At 69.0% G+C, this 15,323-nt stretch carries 17 protein-coding genes and 19 pseudogenes; 2 read left to right on the forward strand and 34 right to left on the reverse strand.

From position 1 onward, the window contains the following. From rplF to UG55_RS44050, 32 genes and pseudogenes are all read right to left on the reverse strand, one after another. Positions 1-468 (reverse strand): 50S ribosomal protein L6 (rplF, locus tag UG55_RS25790; RefSeq protein ID WP_066074344.1); only part of this gene is annotated, 468 nt, incomplete at its 3' end. A gap of 12 nt (positions 469-480) precedes the next feature. Further along, positions 481-888, reverse strand: a complete 408-nt coding sequence (rpsH, locus tag UG55_RS25795) for a 30S ribosomal protein S8 (RefSeq protein WP_066074347.1) — start codon at positions 886-888, stop codon at positions 481-483. Positions 889-963: 75 nt separating this feature from the next. Further along, positions 964-1,149 (reverse strand): type Z 30S ribosomal protein S14, encoded by a 186-nt coding sequence (locus UG55_RS25800; protein ID WP_006539145.1) that lies wholly within the window; start codon positions 1,147-1,149, stop codon positions 964-966. Between the two features lie 3 nt (positions 1,150-1,152). Then, positions 1,153-1,334: pseudogene (locus tag UG55_RS43970) on the reverse strand (50S ribosomal protein L5); the annotation flags it as partial. Between the two features lies 1 nt (position 1,335). Then, positions 1,336-1,722, reverse strand: a pseudogene (gene rplE, locus UG55_RS25805) (50S ribosomal protein L5); the annotation flags it as partial. Positions 1,723-1,751: 29 nt separating this feature from the next. Further along, on the reverse strand, positions 1,752-2,069 hold the full coding sequence (gene rplX / locus UG55_RS25810; RefSeq protein WP_066074390.1) for a 50S ribosomal protein L24: 318 nt from the start codon (positions 2,067-2,069) through the stop codon (positions 1,752-1,754). A gap of 12 nt (positions 2,070-2,081) precedes the next feature. Next, entirely contained in the window at positions 2,082-2,450 is a 369-nt protein-coding gene (rplN, locus tag UG55_RS25815) for a 50S ribosomal protein L14 (protein ID WP_066071940.1), read from the reverse strand. A gap of 231 nt (positions 2,451-2,681) precedes the next feature. After that, positions 2,682-2,987, reverse strand: a complete 306-nt coding sequence (gene rpsQ, locus UG55_RS25820) for a 30S ribosomal protein S17 (RefSeq protein WP_066074353.1) — start codon at positions 2,985-2,987, stop codon at positions 2,682-2,684. Between the two features lie 20 nt (positions 2,988-3,007). Beyond that, positions 3,008-3,259: a 50S ribosomal protein L29 gene (rpmC, locus tag UG55_RS25825; RefSeq protein WP_066071938.1), complete on the reverse strand. Its 252-nt coding sequence runs from the start codon at positions 3,257-3,259 to the stop codon at positions 3,008-3,010. 20 nt (positions 3,260-3,279) lie between these two features. Further along, positions 3,280-3,675 (reverse strand): annotated as a pseudogene (gene rplP / locus UG55_RS25830) (50S ribosomal protein L16); the annotation flags it as partial. Between the two features lie 5 nt (positions 3,676-3,680). Next, positions 3,681-4,640, reverse strand: coding sequence for a 30S ribosomal protein S3 (gene rpsC / locus UG55_RS25835; RefSeq protein WP_066074359.1), 960 nt, complete (start codon positions 4,638-4,640; stop codon positions 3,681-3,683). Beyond that, complete coding sequence (gene rplV, locus UG55_RS25840) at positions 4,640-5,062, reverse strand: 50S ribosomal protein L22 (RefSeq protein WP_066071931.1); 423 nt, start codon at positions 5,060-5,062, stop codon at positions 4,640-4,642. The genes rpsC and rplV overlap by 1 nt, the downstream gene beginning before the upstream one ends. Beyond that, positions 5,055-5,336: a 30S ribosomal protein S19 gene (gene rpsS / locus UG55_RS25845; RefSeq protein WP_006539136.1), complete on the reverse strand. Its 282-nt coding sequence runs from the start codon at positions 5,334-5,336 to the stop codon at positions 5,055-5,057. Before rpsS ends, rplV begins: the two co-directional genes overlap by 8 nt. A 75-nt stretch (positions 5,337-5,411) precedes the next feature. Continuing rightward, a partial coding sequence (gene rplB / locus UG55_RS25850; RefSeq protein WP_242425123.1) for a 50S ribosomal protein L2 occupies positions 5,412-6,132 on the reverse strand: 721 nt, incomplete at its 5' end. Position 6,133: 1 nt separating this feature from the next. After that, positions 6,134-6,245: pseudogene (locus tag UG55_RS43975) on the reverse strand (50S ribosomal protein L2); the annotation flags it as partial. A 58-nt stretch (positions 6,246-6,303) separates the two neighbouring features. Next, the coding region (rplW, locus tag UG55_RS43980) for a 50S ribosomal protein L23 (protein WP_242425126.1) at positions 6,304-6,448 on the reverse strand (145 nt) is incomplete at its 5' end. 1 nt (position 6,449) lies between these two features. Beyond that, positions 6,450-6,600, reverse strand: a pseudogene (gene rplW / locus UG55_RS43985) (50S ribosomal protein L23); the annotation flags it as partial. After that, positions 6,597-7,316 (reverse strand): 50S ribosomal protein L4, encoded by a 720-nt coding sequence (rplD, locus tag UG55_RS25860; protein ID WP_066071922.1) that lies wholly within the window; start codon positions 7,314-7,316, stop codon positions 6,597-6,599. The pseudogene rplW (UG55_RS43985) and the gene rplD, both read right to left, overlap by 4 nt. After that, positions 7,313-7,749, reverse strand: a 437-nt coding sequence (gene rplC / locus UG55_RS43990; protein WP_242425124.1) for a 50S ribosomal protein L3, incomplete at its 5' end; no start/stop codon positions are given. The genes rplC (UG55_RS43990) and rplD, both read right to left, overlap by 4 nt. A 1-nt stretch (position 7,750) precedes the next feature. Continuing rightward, a pseudogene (gene rplC, locus UG55_RS43995) lies at positions 7,751-8,026 on the reverse strand (50S ribosomal protein L3); the annotation flags it as partial. An 18-nt stretch (positions 8,027-8,044) separates the two neighbouring features. Further along, positions 8,045-8,353 carry a 30S ribosomal protein S10 gene (gene rpsJ, locus UG55_RS25870; protein WP_006539131.1) on the reverse strand — a complete coding sequence of 103 codons (309 nt, stop codon included), beginning with the start codon at positions 8,351-8,353 and terminating at the stop codon, positions 8,045-8,047. 293 nt (positions 8,354-8,646) lie between these two features. Next, a partial coding sequence (gene tuf, locus UG55_RS25875) for an elongation factor Tu (RefSeq protein ID WP_242425125.1) occupies positions 8,647-9,582 on the reverse strand: 936 nt, incomplete at its 5' end. Position 9,583: 1 nt separating this feature from the next. After that, positions 9,584-9,840 (reverse strand): annotated as a pseudogene (locus tag UG55_RS44000) (GTP-binding protein); the annotation flags it as partial. A gap of 98 nt (positions 9,841-9,938) precedes the next feature. Further along, positions 9,939-10,429 (reverse strand): annotated as a pseudogene (gene fusA / locus UG55_RS44005) (elongation factor G); the annotation flags it as partial. Between the two features lies 1 nt (position 10,430). Beyond that, positions 10,431-10,741, reverse strand: a pseudogene (gene fusA / locus UG55_RS44010) (elongation factor G); the annotation flags it as partial. A gap of 26 nt (positions 10,742-10,767) precedes the next feature. Next, positions 10,768-10,979, reverse strand: a pseudogene (locus UG55_RS44020) (EF-Tu/IF-2/RF-3 family GTPase); the annotation flags it as partial. 26 nt (positions 10,980-11,005) lie between these two features. Beyond that, positions 11,006-11,373 (reverse strand): annotated as a pseudogene (fusA, locus tag UG55_RS44030) (elongation factor G); the annotation flags it as partial. A gap of 1 nt (position 11,374) precedes the next feature. Beyond that, positions 11,375-11,698, reverse strand: a pseudogene (locus UG55_RS44035) (GTP-binding protein); the annotation flags it as partial. A gap of 1 nt (position 11,699) precedes the next feature. After that, positions 11,700-12,035 (reverse strand): annotated as a pseudogene (locus tag UG55_RS44040) (GTP-binding protein); the annotation flags it as partial. A gap of 6 nt (positions 12,036-12,041) precedes the next feature. Beyond that, positions 12,042-12,512, reverse strand: coding sequence for a 30S ribosomal protein S7 (gene rpsG, locus UG55_RS25885; RefSeq protein ID WP_006539128.1), 471 nt, complete (start codon positions 12,510-12,512; stop codon positions 12,042-12,044). Further along, positions 12,512-12,682: pseudogene (locus tag UG55_RS44045) on the reverse strand (30S ribosomal protein S12); the annotation flags it as partial. The gene rpsG and the pseudogene UG55_RS44045, both read right to left, overlap by 1 nt. Before the next feature lies 1 nt (position 12,683). Next, a pseudogene (locus UG55_RS44050) lies at positions 12,684-12,886 on the reverse strand (30S ribosomal protein S12); the annotation flags it as partial. A 742-nt stretch (positions 12,887-13,628) separates the two neighbouring features. Here UG55_RS44050 and UG55_RS44055 point away from each other — a divergent pair. Both UG55_RS44055 and UG55_RS25895 read left to right on the forward strand, forming a co-directional pair. Further along, a pseudogene (locus tag UG55_RS44055) lies at positions 13,629-13,826 on the forward strand (G/U mismatch-specific DNA glycosylase); the annotation flags it as partial. A 1-nt stretch (position 13,827) separates the two neighbouring features. Then, a pseudogene (locus UG55_RS25895) lies at positions 13,828-14,318 on the forward strand (mismatch-specific DNA-glycosylase); the annotation flags it as partial. A 178-nt stretch (positions 14,319-14,496) separates the two neighbouring features. On the opposite strand, the pseudogene UG55_RS48295 reads toward UG55_RS25895, so the two are convergent. Beyond that, positions 14,497-14,835: pseudogene (locus UG55_RS48295) on the reverse strand (hypothetical protein); the annotation flags it as partial. 88 nt (positions 14,836-14,923) lie between these two features. Next, positions 14,924-15,323 (reverse strand): annotated as a pseudogene (locus tag UG55_RS25905) (DNA-directed RNA polymerase subunit beta'); the annotation flags it as partial.

Raw genomic sequence — 15,323 nt, forward strand, 5'->3', positions numbered from 1 at the left:
GGGGTCCGGCTTGCGCCGCCCGCGGATCTTGGCTGAGACCTCGCCGACCAGCTGCTTGTCGATGCCGTGCACGACGAAGCGGGTCGGGGTCTGCACCTCGAACCGGATGCCCTCGGGAGCCTTCACCGGAACCGGGTGGCTGTAGCCGAGTGCGAACTCCAGGTCCGAGCCCTTGGCCTGGACCCGGTAACCGACCCCGACGATTTCCAGGGTCTTCGAGTAGCCGGTGGTGACCCCGATGACCATGTTGGAGACCAGGGTGCGGGTGAGGCCGTGCAGCGAGCGGCTGCGCCGCTCGTCGTTCGGCCGGCTGACGATGAGCTGACCGTCCTCGCGGGCCACCTCGATCGGCTCCACCACGGTGTGGCTCAGCGTCCCCTTGGGACCCTTCACCGTCACCGTCGGACCCGCGAGGGTGATCTCGACGCCGCTGGGAACACTGATGGGCTGGCGCCCGATCCGTGACATCGTTCGCCTTCCTTACCAGACGTAGGCGAGGACTTCTCCGCCCACGCCCCGCTTGCCGGCCTGCCTGTCGGTCAGCAACCCCGACGAGGTGGAGATGATCGCGACACCAAGGCCACCGAGGACCTTCGGAAGGTTCGTCGACTTCGCGTAGACACGCAGACCCGGCTTGCTGATCCGCTTCACGCCCGCGATCGAACGCTCCCGGTTGGGGCCGTACTTGAGGTCGACGATCAAAGTCCTGCCGACAGCCCCGGCGGGCGCGTCCTCGACGTGCCAGCTGAGGATGTAACCCTCCTGCTGGAGGATCTCGGCGATGTGCGTCTTGATCTTGCTGTGCGGCATCACCACCCGGTCGTGATAAGCCCGGTTGGCGTTGCGGACACGGGTGAGCATGTCCGCGATCGGATCGGTCATCGTCATGGCTTGACGCCTTTCTCACGGCGGTTCCCGCCGCTCGCGCACGAGGTGCGCGGGCCTACCGCGATCGTGTGGGTACTACCAGGAGCTCTTGGTCACGCCGGGCAGCTCGCCCCGGTGGGCCATCTGCCGCAGGCAGACGCGGCACAGCCCGAACACCCGGTAGACCGAGCGCGGACGGCCACACCGCTGGCAGCGGGTGTAGCCGCGCACGGCGTACTTGGGCTTACGGGCGGCCTTCTCGACCAGCGCCTTCTTCGCCATCTCTCAGCTCTCCCGGAACGGGAAGCCGAGCGCCCTCAGCAGCGCCCGCCCCTCGTCGTCGTTGGTCGCCGTGGTCACGACCGTGATGTCCATGCCCCGGACCCGGTCGATCCTGTCGATGTCGATCTCGTGGAAGATCGACTGCTCGGTCACGCCGAACGTGTAGTTGCCCGCACCGTCGAACTNCTTCGGCGACAACCCGCGGAAGTCACGGATGCGGGGCAGTGCGATCGACACCAGACGGTCGAGGAACTCCCACATCCGGTCGCCGCGCAGGGTCACCTTGGCCCCGATGGGCTGGCCCTCACGCAGCTTGAACTGGGCGATGGACTTCTTCGCCCGGCGGACGGCCGGCTTCTGGCCGGTGATCGCCGCCAGGTCCCGGGTGGCTCCGTCGATCAGCTTCGCGTCCCGGGCGGCGTCACCGACACCCATGTTGACGACGACCTTCACCACGCCGGGGATCTGCATGACGTTGCTGTAGGAGAACTCCTCCAGCAACGCCGGGGCGATCTCCTCGCGGTACCGCTGCTTCAGCCGAGGGACCGGCCGGGCTTCCGTGGTCACACTCATGTCTCGTTTCCTAGCCTTGCGCCGGGGGCCTAGAGCTCGGCACCGGTGCGGCGCGAGATCCGGACCTTGGTGCCGTCCTCGTTGACGCGGAATCCGACGCGGGTCGGCTTGCCGTCCGACGGATCGACGATCATCACGTTGCTGACGTGGATCGGCGCCTCCTGGGTGATGATCCCCCCGGACTGCGAGCCACGCGCACTCTGCTGGACGCGGGTGGGTCGGGTGACCCGGTTGGCGCCCTCAACCACGACCTTGTTCTGGTCGGGGAGAGCCCGGATGACCTTGCCTTTGAGGCCCCGGTCCTTGCCAGTGATGATCTGGACCGTGTCGCCCTTCTTGATCTTCAGTCCGGCCACGGTCTACAGCACCTCCGGCGCCAGCGAAATGATCTTCATGAAACGCTTGTCCCGCAGCTCACGGCCGACCGGGCCGAAGATGCGGGTACCGCGGGGGTCTCCCCCGTCCCGAATGAGGACCGCCGCGTTCTCGTCGAACCGGATGTAGGAGCCGTCCGGGCGCCGCCGCTCCTTGGCAGTGCGCACCACAACCGCCTTGACCACGTCGCCGCGCTTCACGCCGGCGCCGGGCAGGGCGTCCTTCACCGTTCCGACGATGATGTCGCCGATCCCCGCGTAACGACGCCCAGAGCCGCCGAGCACCCGGATGCACAGAATTTCCCTGGCTCCGGTGTTGTCGGCGACCCGAAGTCGCGACTCCTGCTGAATCACTTTCCGCTCCTGATCACCCGTTGCCGCCCGACCGCCGCCGACCGGCTCTCTCCCCTGCCACCGGTGACGACCGCAGGGTCACCGCGCCCGGCCGGCGAAGGCACCCGCGCCACGCGAGCCCCACCGCCGCCCGGCCCGCCGCGATCCCTCAGCCTCGCGGGCGTGCGACCCGTCATGATCGCACGCCCGGCGGCCAGCTCCCGCGAGGCCTCCGCGGAGGCCTCCCGGGACCTACTTGGCCTTCTCGAGGATCTGGACGACCCGCCAGCGCTTGGTGGCCGACAGCGGCCGCGTCTCCATCAGCAGAACGCGGTCGCCGACACCCACGGTGCCGTTCTCGTCGTGTGCCTTGATCCTCTTGGTGCGACGGATCGTCTTGCCGTAGAGCGGGTGCTGGACCCGGTCCTCGACCGCGACGACAACCGTCTTCTGCATCTTGTCGCTGATCACCAGGCCCTCACGCACCTTGCGGAAGCCCCGCTCAGCGCGTGCGTCCGTGGTGGGGCTGGTGGTGCTGTCCGTGCTCACGTCGCTCACGTCGTCTCCGCTCACTGCGCTCACGCCTGATCCGAGCCGGCGTCATCAACCGCGACGGCCGGGTCGTCGCTCAGCCCGAGCTCCCGCTCGCGCATCACCGTGTAGATCCGGGCGATGTCGCTGCGGACGTCCCGCAGTCGACGGTTGTTGCGCAGCTGCCCGGTCGCGGCCTGAAAACGGAGGTTGAACAGCTCCTCCTTGGCCTCCCGCAGCTTGTCCACCAGGTCACTGCTGGACAGAGCGCGCAGGTCGTCCGCTGTCGTGACAGCCATCAGGCACCACCCTCACGGGNCACGAAACGGCACTTCATGGGCAGCTTGTGGATGGCCCGGCGCATCGCTTCACGGGCGACGGGCTCGGCCACGCCGGAGAGCTCGAACATGATGCGTCCGGGCTTCACGTTCGCGACCCACCACTCCGGGGAGCCCTTACCGGAACCCATCCGGGTCTCGGCCGGCTTCTTCGTCAGCGGGCGGTCCGGGTAGATGTTGATCCAGACCTTTCCACCACGCCGGATGTGCCGGGTCATCGCGATACGCGCCGACTCGATCTGCCGGTTCGTCACGTAGGCCGGCTCCAGGGCCTGGATCGCGTACTCGCCGAAGGCGATCCTGGTGCCGCCCTTGGCCGCGCCCGCACGCTTGGGGTGGTGCTGCTTGCGGTGCGCGACCTTCCGGGGAATGAGCATGTTTCCTAACCCTCCGCCTTCTCCGGCGCGGCCTGGGCCTCGGCGACCACCGGGGCCGACGTCACCTCGGGCGCAACGGTCTCGGTCGGGGCAGTGCTGGCCGGCGTGCTCTCAGCCGTGGCCTTCTCAGCCGGAGCCTTCTCGGCCCCGCCCTTCTCAGCCGCACCCCCACCGGCTCCGCCGCCGCCGCGTCCGCGACGCTCACCGGCGCGGGCAGCCGCCCGACCGGCGTCCGTCCCGCCCTGCGTCGTGCCCGACGAACCCGAACGCGGTCCGCGCCGCGGACGCTCGCGACGCTGCTGACGCAGCAGCGCCTCCTGCGCCTCGCGCTCGGCGCGGCTCTGGACGATGTCGCCCTTGTAGATCCAGACCTTCACGCCGATGCGGCCGAAGTTGGTCCGGGCCTCGTAGAAGCCGTAGTCGATGTCCGCCCGCAGCGTGTGCAGCGGCACCCGGCCCTCGCGGTAGAACTCCGACCGGCTCATCTCGGCGCCACCGAGGCGACCCGAGCACTGGACCCGGATGCCCTTCGCGCCGCCCTTCATCGCCGACTGCATCGCCTTGCGCATCGCCCGCCGGAAGCTGACCCGGCTGGAGAGCTGCTCGGCGACACCCTGCGCGACGAGCTGGGCGTCGGTCTCGGGGTTCTTGACCTCGAGGATGTTCAGCTGCACCTGCTTGCCGGTGAGCTTCTCCAGATCGCCCCGGATGCGGTCGGCCTCGGCACCGCGCCGGCCGATCACGATTCCCGGGCGGGCCGTGTGGATGTCCACCCGGAGCCGACCCTGGGTGCGCTCGATGTCGACCCGGCTGATGCCGGCCCGCTCCATGCCCCGGGACATCATCTTGCGGATCTTGACGTCCTCGCCGACGTACGCCTTGTACTGCTTGTCGGCGTACCAGCGGGACGTGAACTCCGACGTGATGCCGAGTCGGAACCCGTGCGGGTTGACCTTCTGCCCCACTACCGGGCCCTCCTTGTCGTCCTGGCTCCGGCGCCCGTCGCGACCGGTTCCCGGCTCTCCACCACGACCGTGATGTGGCTGGTGCGCTTGCGGATCCGGTACGCACGGCCCTGCGCTCGGGGCCGGATGCGCTTGAGGGTCGGCCCTTCGTCGACGTAGGCGGCGCCGATCCACAGCGTCGCCGGGTCGAGGTCGTGGTTGTTCTCGGCGTTCGCCACGGCGCTCGCGACGACCTTGTAGACGTCCGTGCTCGCCGCCTGCGGCGCGAACCGCAGGATGTCGAGCGCCTCGCTGGCCGAACGGCCGCGGACCAGGTCGATCACACGGCGGGCCTTCGTCGGGGAGACGTGGACGTACCGGGCGGTCGCCTTCGCCCCGGGCAGGCCGGCGCGGGTGAGGCCCTCGACGAGGTCGTCAGCCACGGCGTGACCTCCGGTCCTCCTTGACGTGCCCGCGGAAGGTGCGCGTGGGCGCGAACTCGCCGAGCTTGTGCCCGACCATTCCCTCCGTGATGAACACGGGGACGTGCTTGCGACCGTCATGCACCGCGATGGTGTGGCCCAGCATGTCGGGGATCACGGTCGAACGCCGCGACCAGGTCCTGATGACGTGCTTGGTGCCCTTCTCGTTCTGGGCGTCCACCTTCTTGAGCAGGTGGTCGTCGACGAACGGGCCCTTCTTCAGACTGCGTGGCATGGTTGTGTCTCCTCCTTCCTGCTCAGTGGTGGGGGTGGATCGGGCTGACCGGCAGCCGGACGAGCAGGGTCACGACTACCGCCGCCTGTTCTGCTTGCGACGACGCACGATCAGCGCGTCACTGGCCTTCTTCGTCCGCCGGGTCCGGCCCTCGGGGCGGCCCTTGGGGTTGACCGGGTGGCGACCACCGGAGGTCTTGCCCTCACCACCACCGTGCGGGTGGTCGACCGGGTTCATCGCGACACCACGGACGGTGGGCCGGCGGCCCTTCCAGCGCATGCGGCCGGCCTTGCCCCAGTTGATGTTGCTCTGCTCGGCGTTGCCGACCTCACCGACGGTCGCGCGGCAGCGCACGTCGACGTTGCGGATCTCGCCGGAGGGCATCCGGAGCTGGGCGTACGGGCCGTCCTTGGCAACGAGCTGCACACTGGCGCCGGCGCTGCGGGCGATCTTGGCGCCGCCGCCGGGACGCAGCTCGATGGCGTGGACCACGGTGCCGGTCGGGATGTTGCGCAGCGGCAGGGCGTTGCCCGGCTTGATGTCGGCGCCGACGCCCGAGCTCACCATGTCGCCCTGGCGCAGCTTCACCGGGGCGAGGATGTAGCGCTTCTCGCCGTCCAGGTAGTGCAGCAGCGCGATGCGCGCGGTGCGGTTCGGGTCGTACTCGATGTGCGCGACCTTGGCCGGCACGCCGTCCTTGTCCCGCCGGAAGTCAATGATCCGGTAGGCCCGCTTGTGCCCACCGCCCTGATGGCGGGTGGTGATCCGACCGTGGACGTTACGGCCGCCCTTGGAGNGCAGCGGGCGGACGAGCGACTTCTCCGGGTGATCACGGGTGATCTCGACAAAGTCGGCGACGCTCGACCCACGACGCCCCGGCGTCGTCGGCTTGTACCTACGAATACCCATGTTCTACTTCCGATCCGACGCCGGGCCGTGCGGCACCCGGGTACGCCCCACGCGGGTGTCAGGCACCGGGGCCTCCGAAGATCTCGATGGTGTCACCGGGGGCGAGGCTGACGAGCGCCCGCTTGGTGGCCGAGCGGTGTCCCCAGCCCTGCTTGGTGCGCTTGCGCTTGCCCTGCCGGTTGATCGTGTTGACCCGGGTGACCNGCACGTTGAAGATCTTCTGCACGGCGAGCTTGATCTGGGTCTTGTTCGCGTCGGGGCGGACGATGAACGTGTAGACGTTCTCGTCCAGGAGGCCGTAGCTCTTCTCGGAGACGACCGGCCGGAGAATGATGTCTCGCGGGTCGGGGATCACTTGTCCTCCTCCTCGCCAGCCGAGGTCGCCGGACGGGAGCCACGCCCGAGGAACGCGGCGAGCGCGTCCTCGGTGAACACCACGTCGTCGCTCACCAGCACGTCGTAGGTGTTGAGCTGGCCCGGGTCGAGCAGGTGCACGGCCGCGACGTTGCGCAGGCTGAGCCAGGTCAGCTCGTCCGAGCGCCGCGCCACGACGAGCACGCGGCGGGAGTCGACCAGGCCGGTCAGTGCCTTCACGGCCGCCTTGGTGGACGGAGCGTCGCCGGAGACCAGCGACGAGACCACATGCAGCCGGTCGTTGCGGGCCCGGTCCGACAGGGCACCGCGCAGCGCGGCGGCCTTCATCTTCTTGGGCGTCCGCTGGTCGTAGTTGCGCGGCGTCGGGCCGTGGACGATGCCACCGCCGGTGAACTGCGGCGCGCGCAGCGAGCCCTGCCGAGCCCGGCCGGTGCCCTTCTGGCGGTACGGCTTGCGCCCACCGCCGCGGACCTCGCCGCGAGTCTTCGTGGAGTGCGTGCCCTGCCGGGCCGCGGCGAGCTGCGCCACGACGACCTGGTGGATCAGCGGCACGTTCACCGGCACGTCGAACACCGCACCGGGCAGCTCGACGGTGCCCGCGTCGCCGCCCGCGGGGGCGTGCACGGGGACCGTGCGGTCCACCGGCGCGTCCGCCTCGGCGGGGGCTTCCTTCGTCATCGTTGCCGTCGGGCTCATGCCGAGGCCTCCTCACCGGTGCCGGCGGCCGCGGGGGCCGCCACCGGAGCGGCCGGCTCCGGAGCGGGGCGCTTGGCCGCGCTGCGAACGAAGACCAGACCGCCGTCGGGCCCGGGAATCGCGCCCTTGATCAGCAGAAATCCGCGCTCGGTGTCGACGGCGTGGATGGTCAGCCCGGGCACGGTCACCCGGTCGTGGCCCATTCGGCCGGCCATCCGCAGGCCCTTGAAGACCCGGCCCGGGGTGGCACAGCCACCGACCGAGCCCGGGGAGCGGTGCTTGCGCTCGACGCCGTGACCGGCGCCCAGGCCCTTGAAGCCGTGCCGCTTCATGACACCGGCGAAGCCCTTGCCCTTGGAGGTCCCGGTGACGTCGACGACCGTTCCGGCCTCGAAGATCTCACCGGTCAGCTCCTGGCCGGGCCGGTAGTTCCNGGCATCGGCGGTGCGAAGCTCCACCAGGTGCCGACGGGGAGTGACCCCGGAGGTCTCGAAATGACCACGCAGCGGCTTGTTGATGCGGCGCGGGTCGATCTCGCCGTAGCCGAGCTGGACGGCGGAGTAGCCGTCGGAGTCGGGCGTCTTGACCTGGGTCACGACGTTGGGGCCGGCCTGGATGACGGTGACCGGCACGACGCGGTTGTTCGCGTCCCATACCTGGGTCATCCCGAGCTTGGTGCCCAGGAGCCCTCTGTAATTGCGGTTGAGCATGACTGGCGCCGGCCCCTCTTACAGCTTGATCTCGATGTCCACGCCGGCGGGCAGGTCGAGGCGCATCAGCGAGTCGACCGTCTTCGGCGTCGGGTCAAGAATGTCGATCAGCCGCTTGTGCGTCCGCATCTCGAAGTGCTCGCGGCTGTCCTTGTACTTGTGCGGCGACCGGATGACGCAGTAGACGTTCTTCTCCGTCGGCAGCGGCACCGGACCCGCGACCTGCGCACCGGTACGCGTCACGGTCTCGACGATCTTCCGCGCCGAGCTGTCGATGACCTCGTGGTCATAGGCCTTGAGCCGGATGCGGATCTTCTGTGCCGCCATGGTGGGCTTCGCCTGTCCTGTCTGTCTCGTCCGGCCGGTATCACTACCGGGTCCCCGTCGACCTCTCCGGTGCTCCGCGGCGCGGGTTCTCCGCCGAAATGGACGGAGAACCCGGCGGGGCCGGATTCGTGCCGGGTTTACCGCCTTGTCTGATGCCCCTCAGCCCGCGAGACGCGGACCTGCGGACAGCTTCCGAACCCGGCCGCACTGCCGGGGCGAGCAAACGCCCCGGCGGCACGCCGGGCAGCAACAGCGGGCGGCGGGCACCCGTGGGGCACCCGCCGCCCGCGCTACTACTTGATGACCTTCGTGACCTGACCCGCACCGACGGTACGACCACCCTCACGGATGGCGAACCGCAGGCCCTCCTCCATGGCGATCGGCTGAATGAGCTCGACCGTCATCTCGGTGTTGTCGCCCGGCATGACCATCTCCGTGCCCTCGGGGAGGGTCACGACGCCGGTCACGTCAGTGGTGCGGAAGTAGAACTGCGGCCGGTAGTTCTTGAAGAACGGCGTGTGCCGGCCACCCTCGTCCTTGTTGAGGATGTAGACACGCGCCTCGAACACCGTGTGCGGGGTGATCGACTTCGGCTTGACGATGACCTGGCCGCGCTCGACGTCCTCGCGCTTGATGCCACGGAGGAGCAGACCGACGTTGTCACCGGCCTGGCCCTCGTCGAGCAGCTTGCGGAACATCTCGACGCCGGTCACGGTCGTGGTCGTGGTCTCCGGCTTGATGCCGACGATCTCGACGGTCTCGTTGACCTTGACGATTCCACGCTCGATACGACCGGTGACGACCGTGCCACGACCGGTGATCGTGAAGACGTCCTCGATCGGCATCAGGAACGGCCGGTCGATGTCACGCTCGGGCTCGGGGATCGACGCGTCGACCGCGGCCATGAGCTCGAGGAGCTTGGCGCCCCACTCCTTGTCGCCCTCCAGCGCCTTCAGCGCGGAGACGCGGATCACCGGGACGTCGTCGCCGGGGAACTCGTAGGAGTTCAGCAGCTCGCGAACCTCGAGCTCGACGAGCTCCAGGATCTCCTCGTCGTCGACCATGTCGGCCTTGTTGAGCGCGACGACGATGTAGGGCACGCCGACCTGGCGGGCCAGGAGCACGTGCTCCTTCGTCTGCGGCATCGGGCCGTCGGTCGCCGAGACCACCAGGATCGCGCCGTCCATCTGCGCGGCACCGGTGATCATGTTCTTGATGTAGTCGGCGTGNCCGGGGCAGTCGACGTGCGCGTAGTGCCGGGCGTCGGTCTGGTACTCGACGTGCGCGATCGAGATCGTGATACCGCGGGCCTTCTCCTCCGGCGCCTTGTCGATCTGGTCGAACGGCGTGAAGGGGTTGAGGTCCGGGTGCGCGTCGTGCAGGACCTTCGTGATCGCGGCGGTCAGCGTCGTCTTGCCATGGTCGATGTGACCGATGGTGCCGATGTTGACGTGCGGTTTGGTCCGCTCGAACTTCTGCTTCGCCACTGGTGTCCCTCCAAGGACGGGTGGTGTCGTGCTTGTCTCGTCGTCAGTGGGCCGGCACCGTCGTCACCGGTGCCGGCACCCGGCCCGCTGGGAGGCCTTTACTCGCCTCGCGCCTTCGCGATGATCTCCTTGGCCACGTTCTGCGGAACCTCGGCGTAGGAGTCGAACTGCATCGAGTAGCTCGCCCGGCCTGAGGTCTTGGACCGCAGGTCGCCGACATACCCGAACATCTCCGAGAGCGGCACCAGAGCCCGGATGATGCGGGAACCGCCCCGCTCATCCATCGCCTGGATCTGCCCGCGACGCGAGTTCAGGTCACCGATCACGTCACCCATGTGGTCCTCGGGTGTCGTGACCTCAACCGACATCAGCGGCTCGAGGATGACCGGGTCGGCCTTCCGGGCGGCCTCCTTGAAGGCCATCGAACCGGCGATCTTGAAGGCGAGCTCGGAGGAGTCCACCTCGTGGTACTGGCCGTCCCGCAGGGTGACCTTGACGTCCACCAGCTGGTAACCAGCCAGGACGCCGAACTCCATGGCCTCCTGGCAACCGGCATCCACCGAAGGAATGAACTCCTTGGGGATACGCCNGCCGGTGACCTTGTTCTGGAACTCGTAGCCGCCGCCGTCACCGCCGGAAGGCTCAAGATCGATGATGACGCGGGCGTACTGGCCTGAGCCACCCGTCTGCTTCTTGTGGGTGTAGTCGACCTTCTCCACCTTGCGGCGGATGGTCTCCCGGTAGGCCACCTGCGGCTTGCCGACGTTCGCCTCGACCCCGTACTCCCGGCGCATGCGGTCGACGAAGACCTCGAGGTGCAGCTCACCCATGCCGGCGATGACCGTCTGACCGGTCTCCTCGTCGGTGCGGACCTGGAAGGTCGGGTCCTCTTCGGTGAGCCNCTGGATCGCGGTGCCCAGCTTCTGNTGGTCAGCCTTCGTCTTCGGCTCGATCGCGACGTCGATGACGGGGGCAGGGAAGATCATCGACTCGAGGATGACCGGCGCGCTCGGGTCACAGAGCGTGTCACCGGTGGTGGTGTTCTTCAGGCCCACCACGGCCACGATCTGGCCCGCGCCCACACCCTCGCGGTCCTCCCGGCTGTTGGCGTGCATCTGGAGGATGCGGCCGATCCGCTCNTTGCGGTCCTTGGTGGAGTTGAGCNCCGCGGAACCGCCGGTCAGCTTGCCGGAGTAGACCCGGATGTAGGTCAGCTTGCCGACGTACGGGTCAGACATGATCTTGAACGCGAGCGCGGAGAACGGCTCGTCCTCGCTGGGCGCGCGGCGGAGCTCGACATCTTCCTTGCCCATCGCGTGACCGATGACAGCGCCGATGTCCAGCGGGCTGGGCAGGAAGTCGACCACCGCGTCAAGCATGGGCTGCACGCCCTTGTTCTTGAACGCGGAGCCGCAGAGCACCGGGTTGACCTTGCTCGCGACGGTGGCCCGCCGGAGGGCGGCGACGAGCTGCTCCTCGGTGGGCTCGACACCCTCGAGGTACAGCTCCATGAGCTCGTCGTCGTTCTCGGCGNCGGTCTCGACCAGCTTCTCCCGCCATTCCTGCGCGGCTTCGGCGTGGTCCTCCGGGATGTCGACCGTCTCGTAGGAGGCGCCCTTGTCCTCGGTGTGCCAGAGGAGGCCCTTCATCCGGATCAGGTCGATCACGCCACGGAAGTCGGCCTCGACACCCCACGGCAGCTGGATGACGGCGGGCGTCGCGTCCAGGCGGTCGACCATCATGTCGACGCAGCGGTGGAACTCGGCGCCGACCCGGTCCATCTTGTTGACGAACGCAATCCGCGGGACGTCGTAGCGGTCGGCCTGCTTCCACACCGTCTCGCTCTGCGGCTCGACCCNGGCGACGGCGTCGAACACCGCGACAGCGCCGTCGAGGACACGCAGCGACCGCTCCACCTCGACGGTGAAGTCGACGTGGCCCGGAGTGTCGATGATGTTGATGGTGTGATCGCGCCAGGAGCAGGTCGTGGCCGCGGAGGTGATGGTGATCCCCCGCTCCTGCTCCTGCTCCATCCAGTCCATCGTGGCGCCGCCCTCGTGGACTTCACCGATCTTGTAGTTCACACCGGTGTAGTAGAGGATGCGCTCGGTGGTCGTGGTCTTGCCCGCGTCGATGTGGGCCATGATCCCGATGTTCCGGGTCGAGGCCAGCGCGGAACGTACGTCAGCAGCCATGATGAGTTACCAGCGGTAGTGGGCGAAGGCCTTGTTGGACTCCGCCATCTTGTGGGTGTCCTCCCGGCGCTTCACGCTCGCGCCGAGGCCGTTGCTCGCATCGATCAGCTCGTTCATCAGGCGCTCGGTCATCGTCTTCTCACGACGGCCACGGGCGTACCCGACGATCCAGCGCAGTGCCAACGTCGTGCTACGGCCCGCGCGGACCTCGACCGGCACCTGGTAGGTGGCACCGCCGACCCGGCGGCTACGCACCTCCAGCGTCGGCTTGACGTTGTCCAGCGCACGCTTGAGCGTGACGACCGGGTCGTTGCCGGTCTTGTTCTTGGCACCCTCGAGCGCGCCGTACACGATGCGCTCGGCCACCGACTTCTTGCCGCTCAGCAGCACCTTGTTGACCAGAGCGGTCACCAGCGGCGAGCCGTAGACCGGGTCGACGACGACGGCGTGCTTGGGCGCGGGCCCCTTGCGCGGCATCAGCCCTTCTCCTTCTTCGCGCCGTAGCGGCTGCGAGCCTGCTTCCGGTTACGGACGCCCTGCGTGTCGAGAGCGCCCCGGACAATCTTGTAGCGGACGCCCGGAAGGTCCTTCACTCGGCCACCACGCACCAGGACGATCGAGTGCTCCTGCAGGTTGTGACCAACGCCNGGGATGTAGGCGGTGACCTCGATCCCGCTGTTCAGCCGGACGCGGGCGACCTTGCGCAGCGCCGAGTTCGGCTTCTTGGGCGTGGTCGTGTAGACGCGGGTGCACACGCCACGACGCTGCGGGCTCCCCTTGAGTGCCGGGGTCTTGGTCTTCTCGACCTTGTCCTGCCGGCCCTTGCGGACCAGCTGCTGGATCGTGGGCAACGCCGCTCCCGTTCCTTCGTGCCTCGTCGTACTCGTCGCAGCCAGGCTGGTGTCTCCGGAAGCACGGCTTCGCCATGATCGCACTCCGTTGACAAGCAGCCATTCGTGATGGCCGGCCTGTCTGCCTGCAGTGTCGCGGTGCCGCCCCTCGCCGACCGGCACGGAGCGTAAGCGCCAGTGTGCCCACTCCCGACCCACGCGGTCGGGCGTGTCGCACCCTTCAGAACGAGTCGGATAGTCCGATCTGTCCTAAGAAGGAGCGCGCCCGCCCGGCTGGCAGCCGGCCCTAACCTGACAGTCACCGACGGCGACCCGAGCCCCTGACCTCAGTGGTCGGTTCTCAGCGCCACGGCGCCACATCACGGCGCAGGACACACGCCAGAGCCACGTGGGCTCCAGCCACAGGTGCCAACATTACTCCACGCCTGCGTCAAGTGTCGAACGGGGTATCACCCGACGACCACGACACCCGGCAATCAGCAACAGACGTCCCGCCTGCGACTTCTCATGCCACGGCGTGGCCTCCGGTGACCCGGCCCACTACCCACGTACTGCTGGAGCGCTGCTGGCGTGCTGCCGGCGTGTTTCCGCCGTGCTGCCCGCNGGCCTTTCCCAGATGGTACCCGCCGGCGGAACCGCGCCGATCTCGGCCTGGCCCGCGCATGCTCGCCCTGGATGCCCGCCAACCACATGTTTCGGGGCTGGCCGGTTCCCGTTCCCCTCGCGGGAGAAGGATGTGCCTGTGCGCAGCTCTCCCCCGCCCGCTCAGCTCTCCTCCCCACCGCCGGCCCACACGCCGCCGGACGCCGCCGGGCGGTCCGCCGCCGGGGAGCGGCCGGCGCGCCCGAGCCGCGCGCAACTGCTCGCCGCCTACGGCACAACCGTCCCCGACCTGGTCGGGCCGGAAACCCGGGTGCTGCTGTGCGGGATCAACCCCTCCNTGGAGTCCGGGGCGACCGGCTTCCACTTCGGGACACCCAGCAACCGGCTGTGGCCCGTGCTGCACCTCGCGGGCTTCACCCCGCGCCGGCTGCATCCCTCGGAGACCGACGAGCTGAGAGCCCGCGGCCTCGGCATCACGAACCTGGTGCACCGAGCCACCGCACGCGCCGACGAGATCAGCGACGACGAGGTGCGGGCCGGCGTCCCGGTGCTCACCGCGCTGGTCGAGTCGATCCGGCCGGACTGGGTCGCCTTCCTGGGCCTGGCCGCCTACCGCATCGGCTTCGGCCGGCGGACGGCGAAGGTGGGCCGACAGGAGGAGGGCCTCGGCCCGGCCGGCGTCTGGCTGCTGCCGAACCCCAGCGGCCTCAACGCCCATTACCAGCTCCCCGATCTGGTTCGGGTCTACGGCGAGCTGTACCAGGCGGCCTACGGAACTCCCGACCAGGCAGCCACCGACGGCTCGGGACCCGAGGTCGCGGCCCCCTGAGGGGCCATCTGAAGGACCGGCGCCGGCGAGGTGTGGTCTGGTGACCACCGCCGTTTTCAGGACCGGTCGCGAGCGCTGGCGCCGTCGAGGCGCTCGATGGCGACGGTCGGATAGGGACCGCCAGTCGAGCGAGGTCGCGCGGGTCGCCGGTGAGGATCACGCCGCCGCCGTCCTCCACCGCGGCGGCCACCGGGTGTGCATCGGCGAGGTATCGGGAACCGAGGCCGGACTGCGCGAGCACCGCGCCGGCGAGCCGCGCCATCGACCGGTCGGTGTTCCGCAGGTGCAGGGCCGCGGCGTCCCGGGCGAGCAGGGCGTCCACCAGCGCGCCACGGGCCGCGCCACGGTAGAGCTCGGCCAGGACGATGGTGGGCACGACAACGTCACGCCGCAGCCGAAGGGCGGCCCGCAGCGCGTTCCGAACCTGACCACGGCTGCGATGGTCGCGGCGGAGCAGCGCGTTGACCGTCCAGGGCGGGTTCTCCGTGCGTACGGAAACGGCGAACGGGCCGGGCATCCAATGGATGCCCGGCCCGTTCGCCGTTTCCGCGACCAACCGGACCGGTGTGGTCAGGCGGCTCGGTCCGCCGCCTGACCACACCGGGTCAGCGGTAGTCGCCCGAGCTGCGGTAGTCGAACTCGTCCAGCGGAACGGCCTGGCCGGAGCCGGTCCCGAAGGCGCCGTACTCGACCGAGCCGCCGTCGTCGTAGCCGCTGACCGAGTACATCGCCGCCCGTGCCTCGTCGGTCGGCTCCACCCGGATGTTGCGGTACCGGGAGATACCGGTACCCGCCGGGATGAGCTTTCCGATGATGACGTTCTCCTTGAGACCGACCAGCGAGTCCGAGCGGGCGTTGATCGCCGCGTCGGTGAGCACTCGGGTGGTCTCCTGGAAGGACGCCGCGGACAGCCACGACTCGGTGGCCAGCGAGGCCTTGGTGATGCCCATGAGCACCGGGCGGGCCGAGGCCGGCTGGCCGCCGGTCTCCACCACGCGGCGGTTC

The sequence above is a fragment of the Frankia sp. EI5c genome (assembly GCF_001636565.1).
Taxonomy (GTDB): Bacteria; Actinomycetota; Actinomycetes; order Frankiales; family Frankiaceae; genus Parafrankia.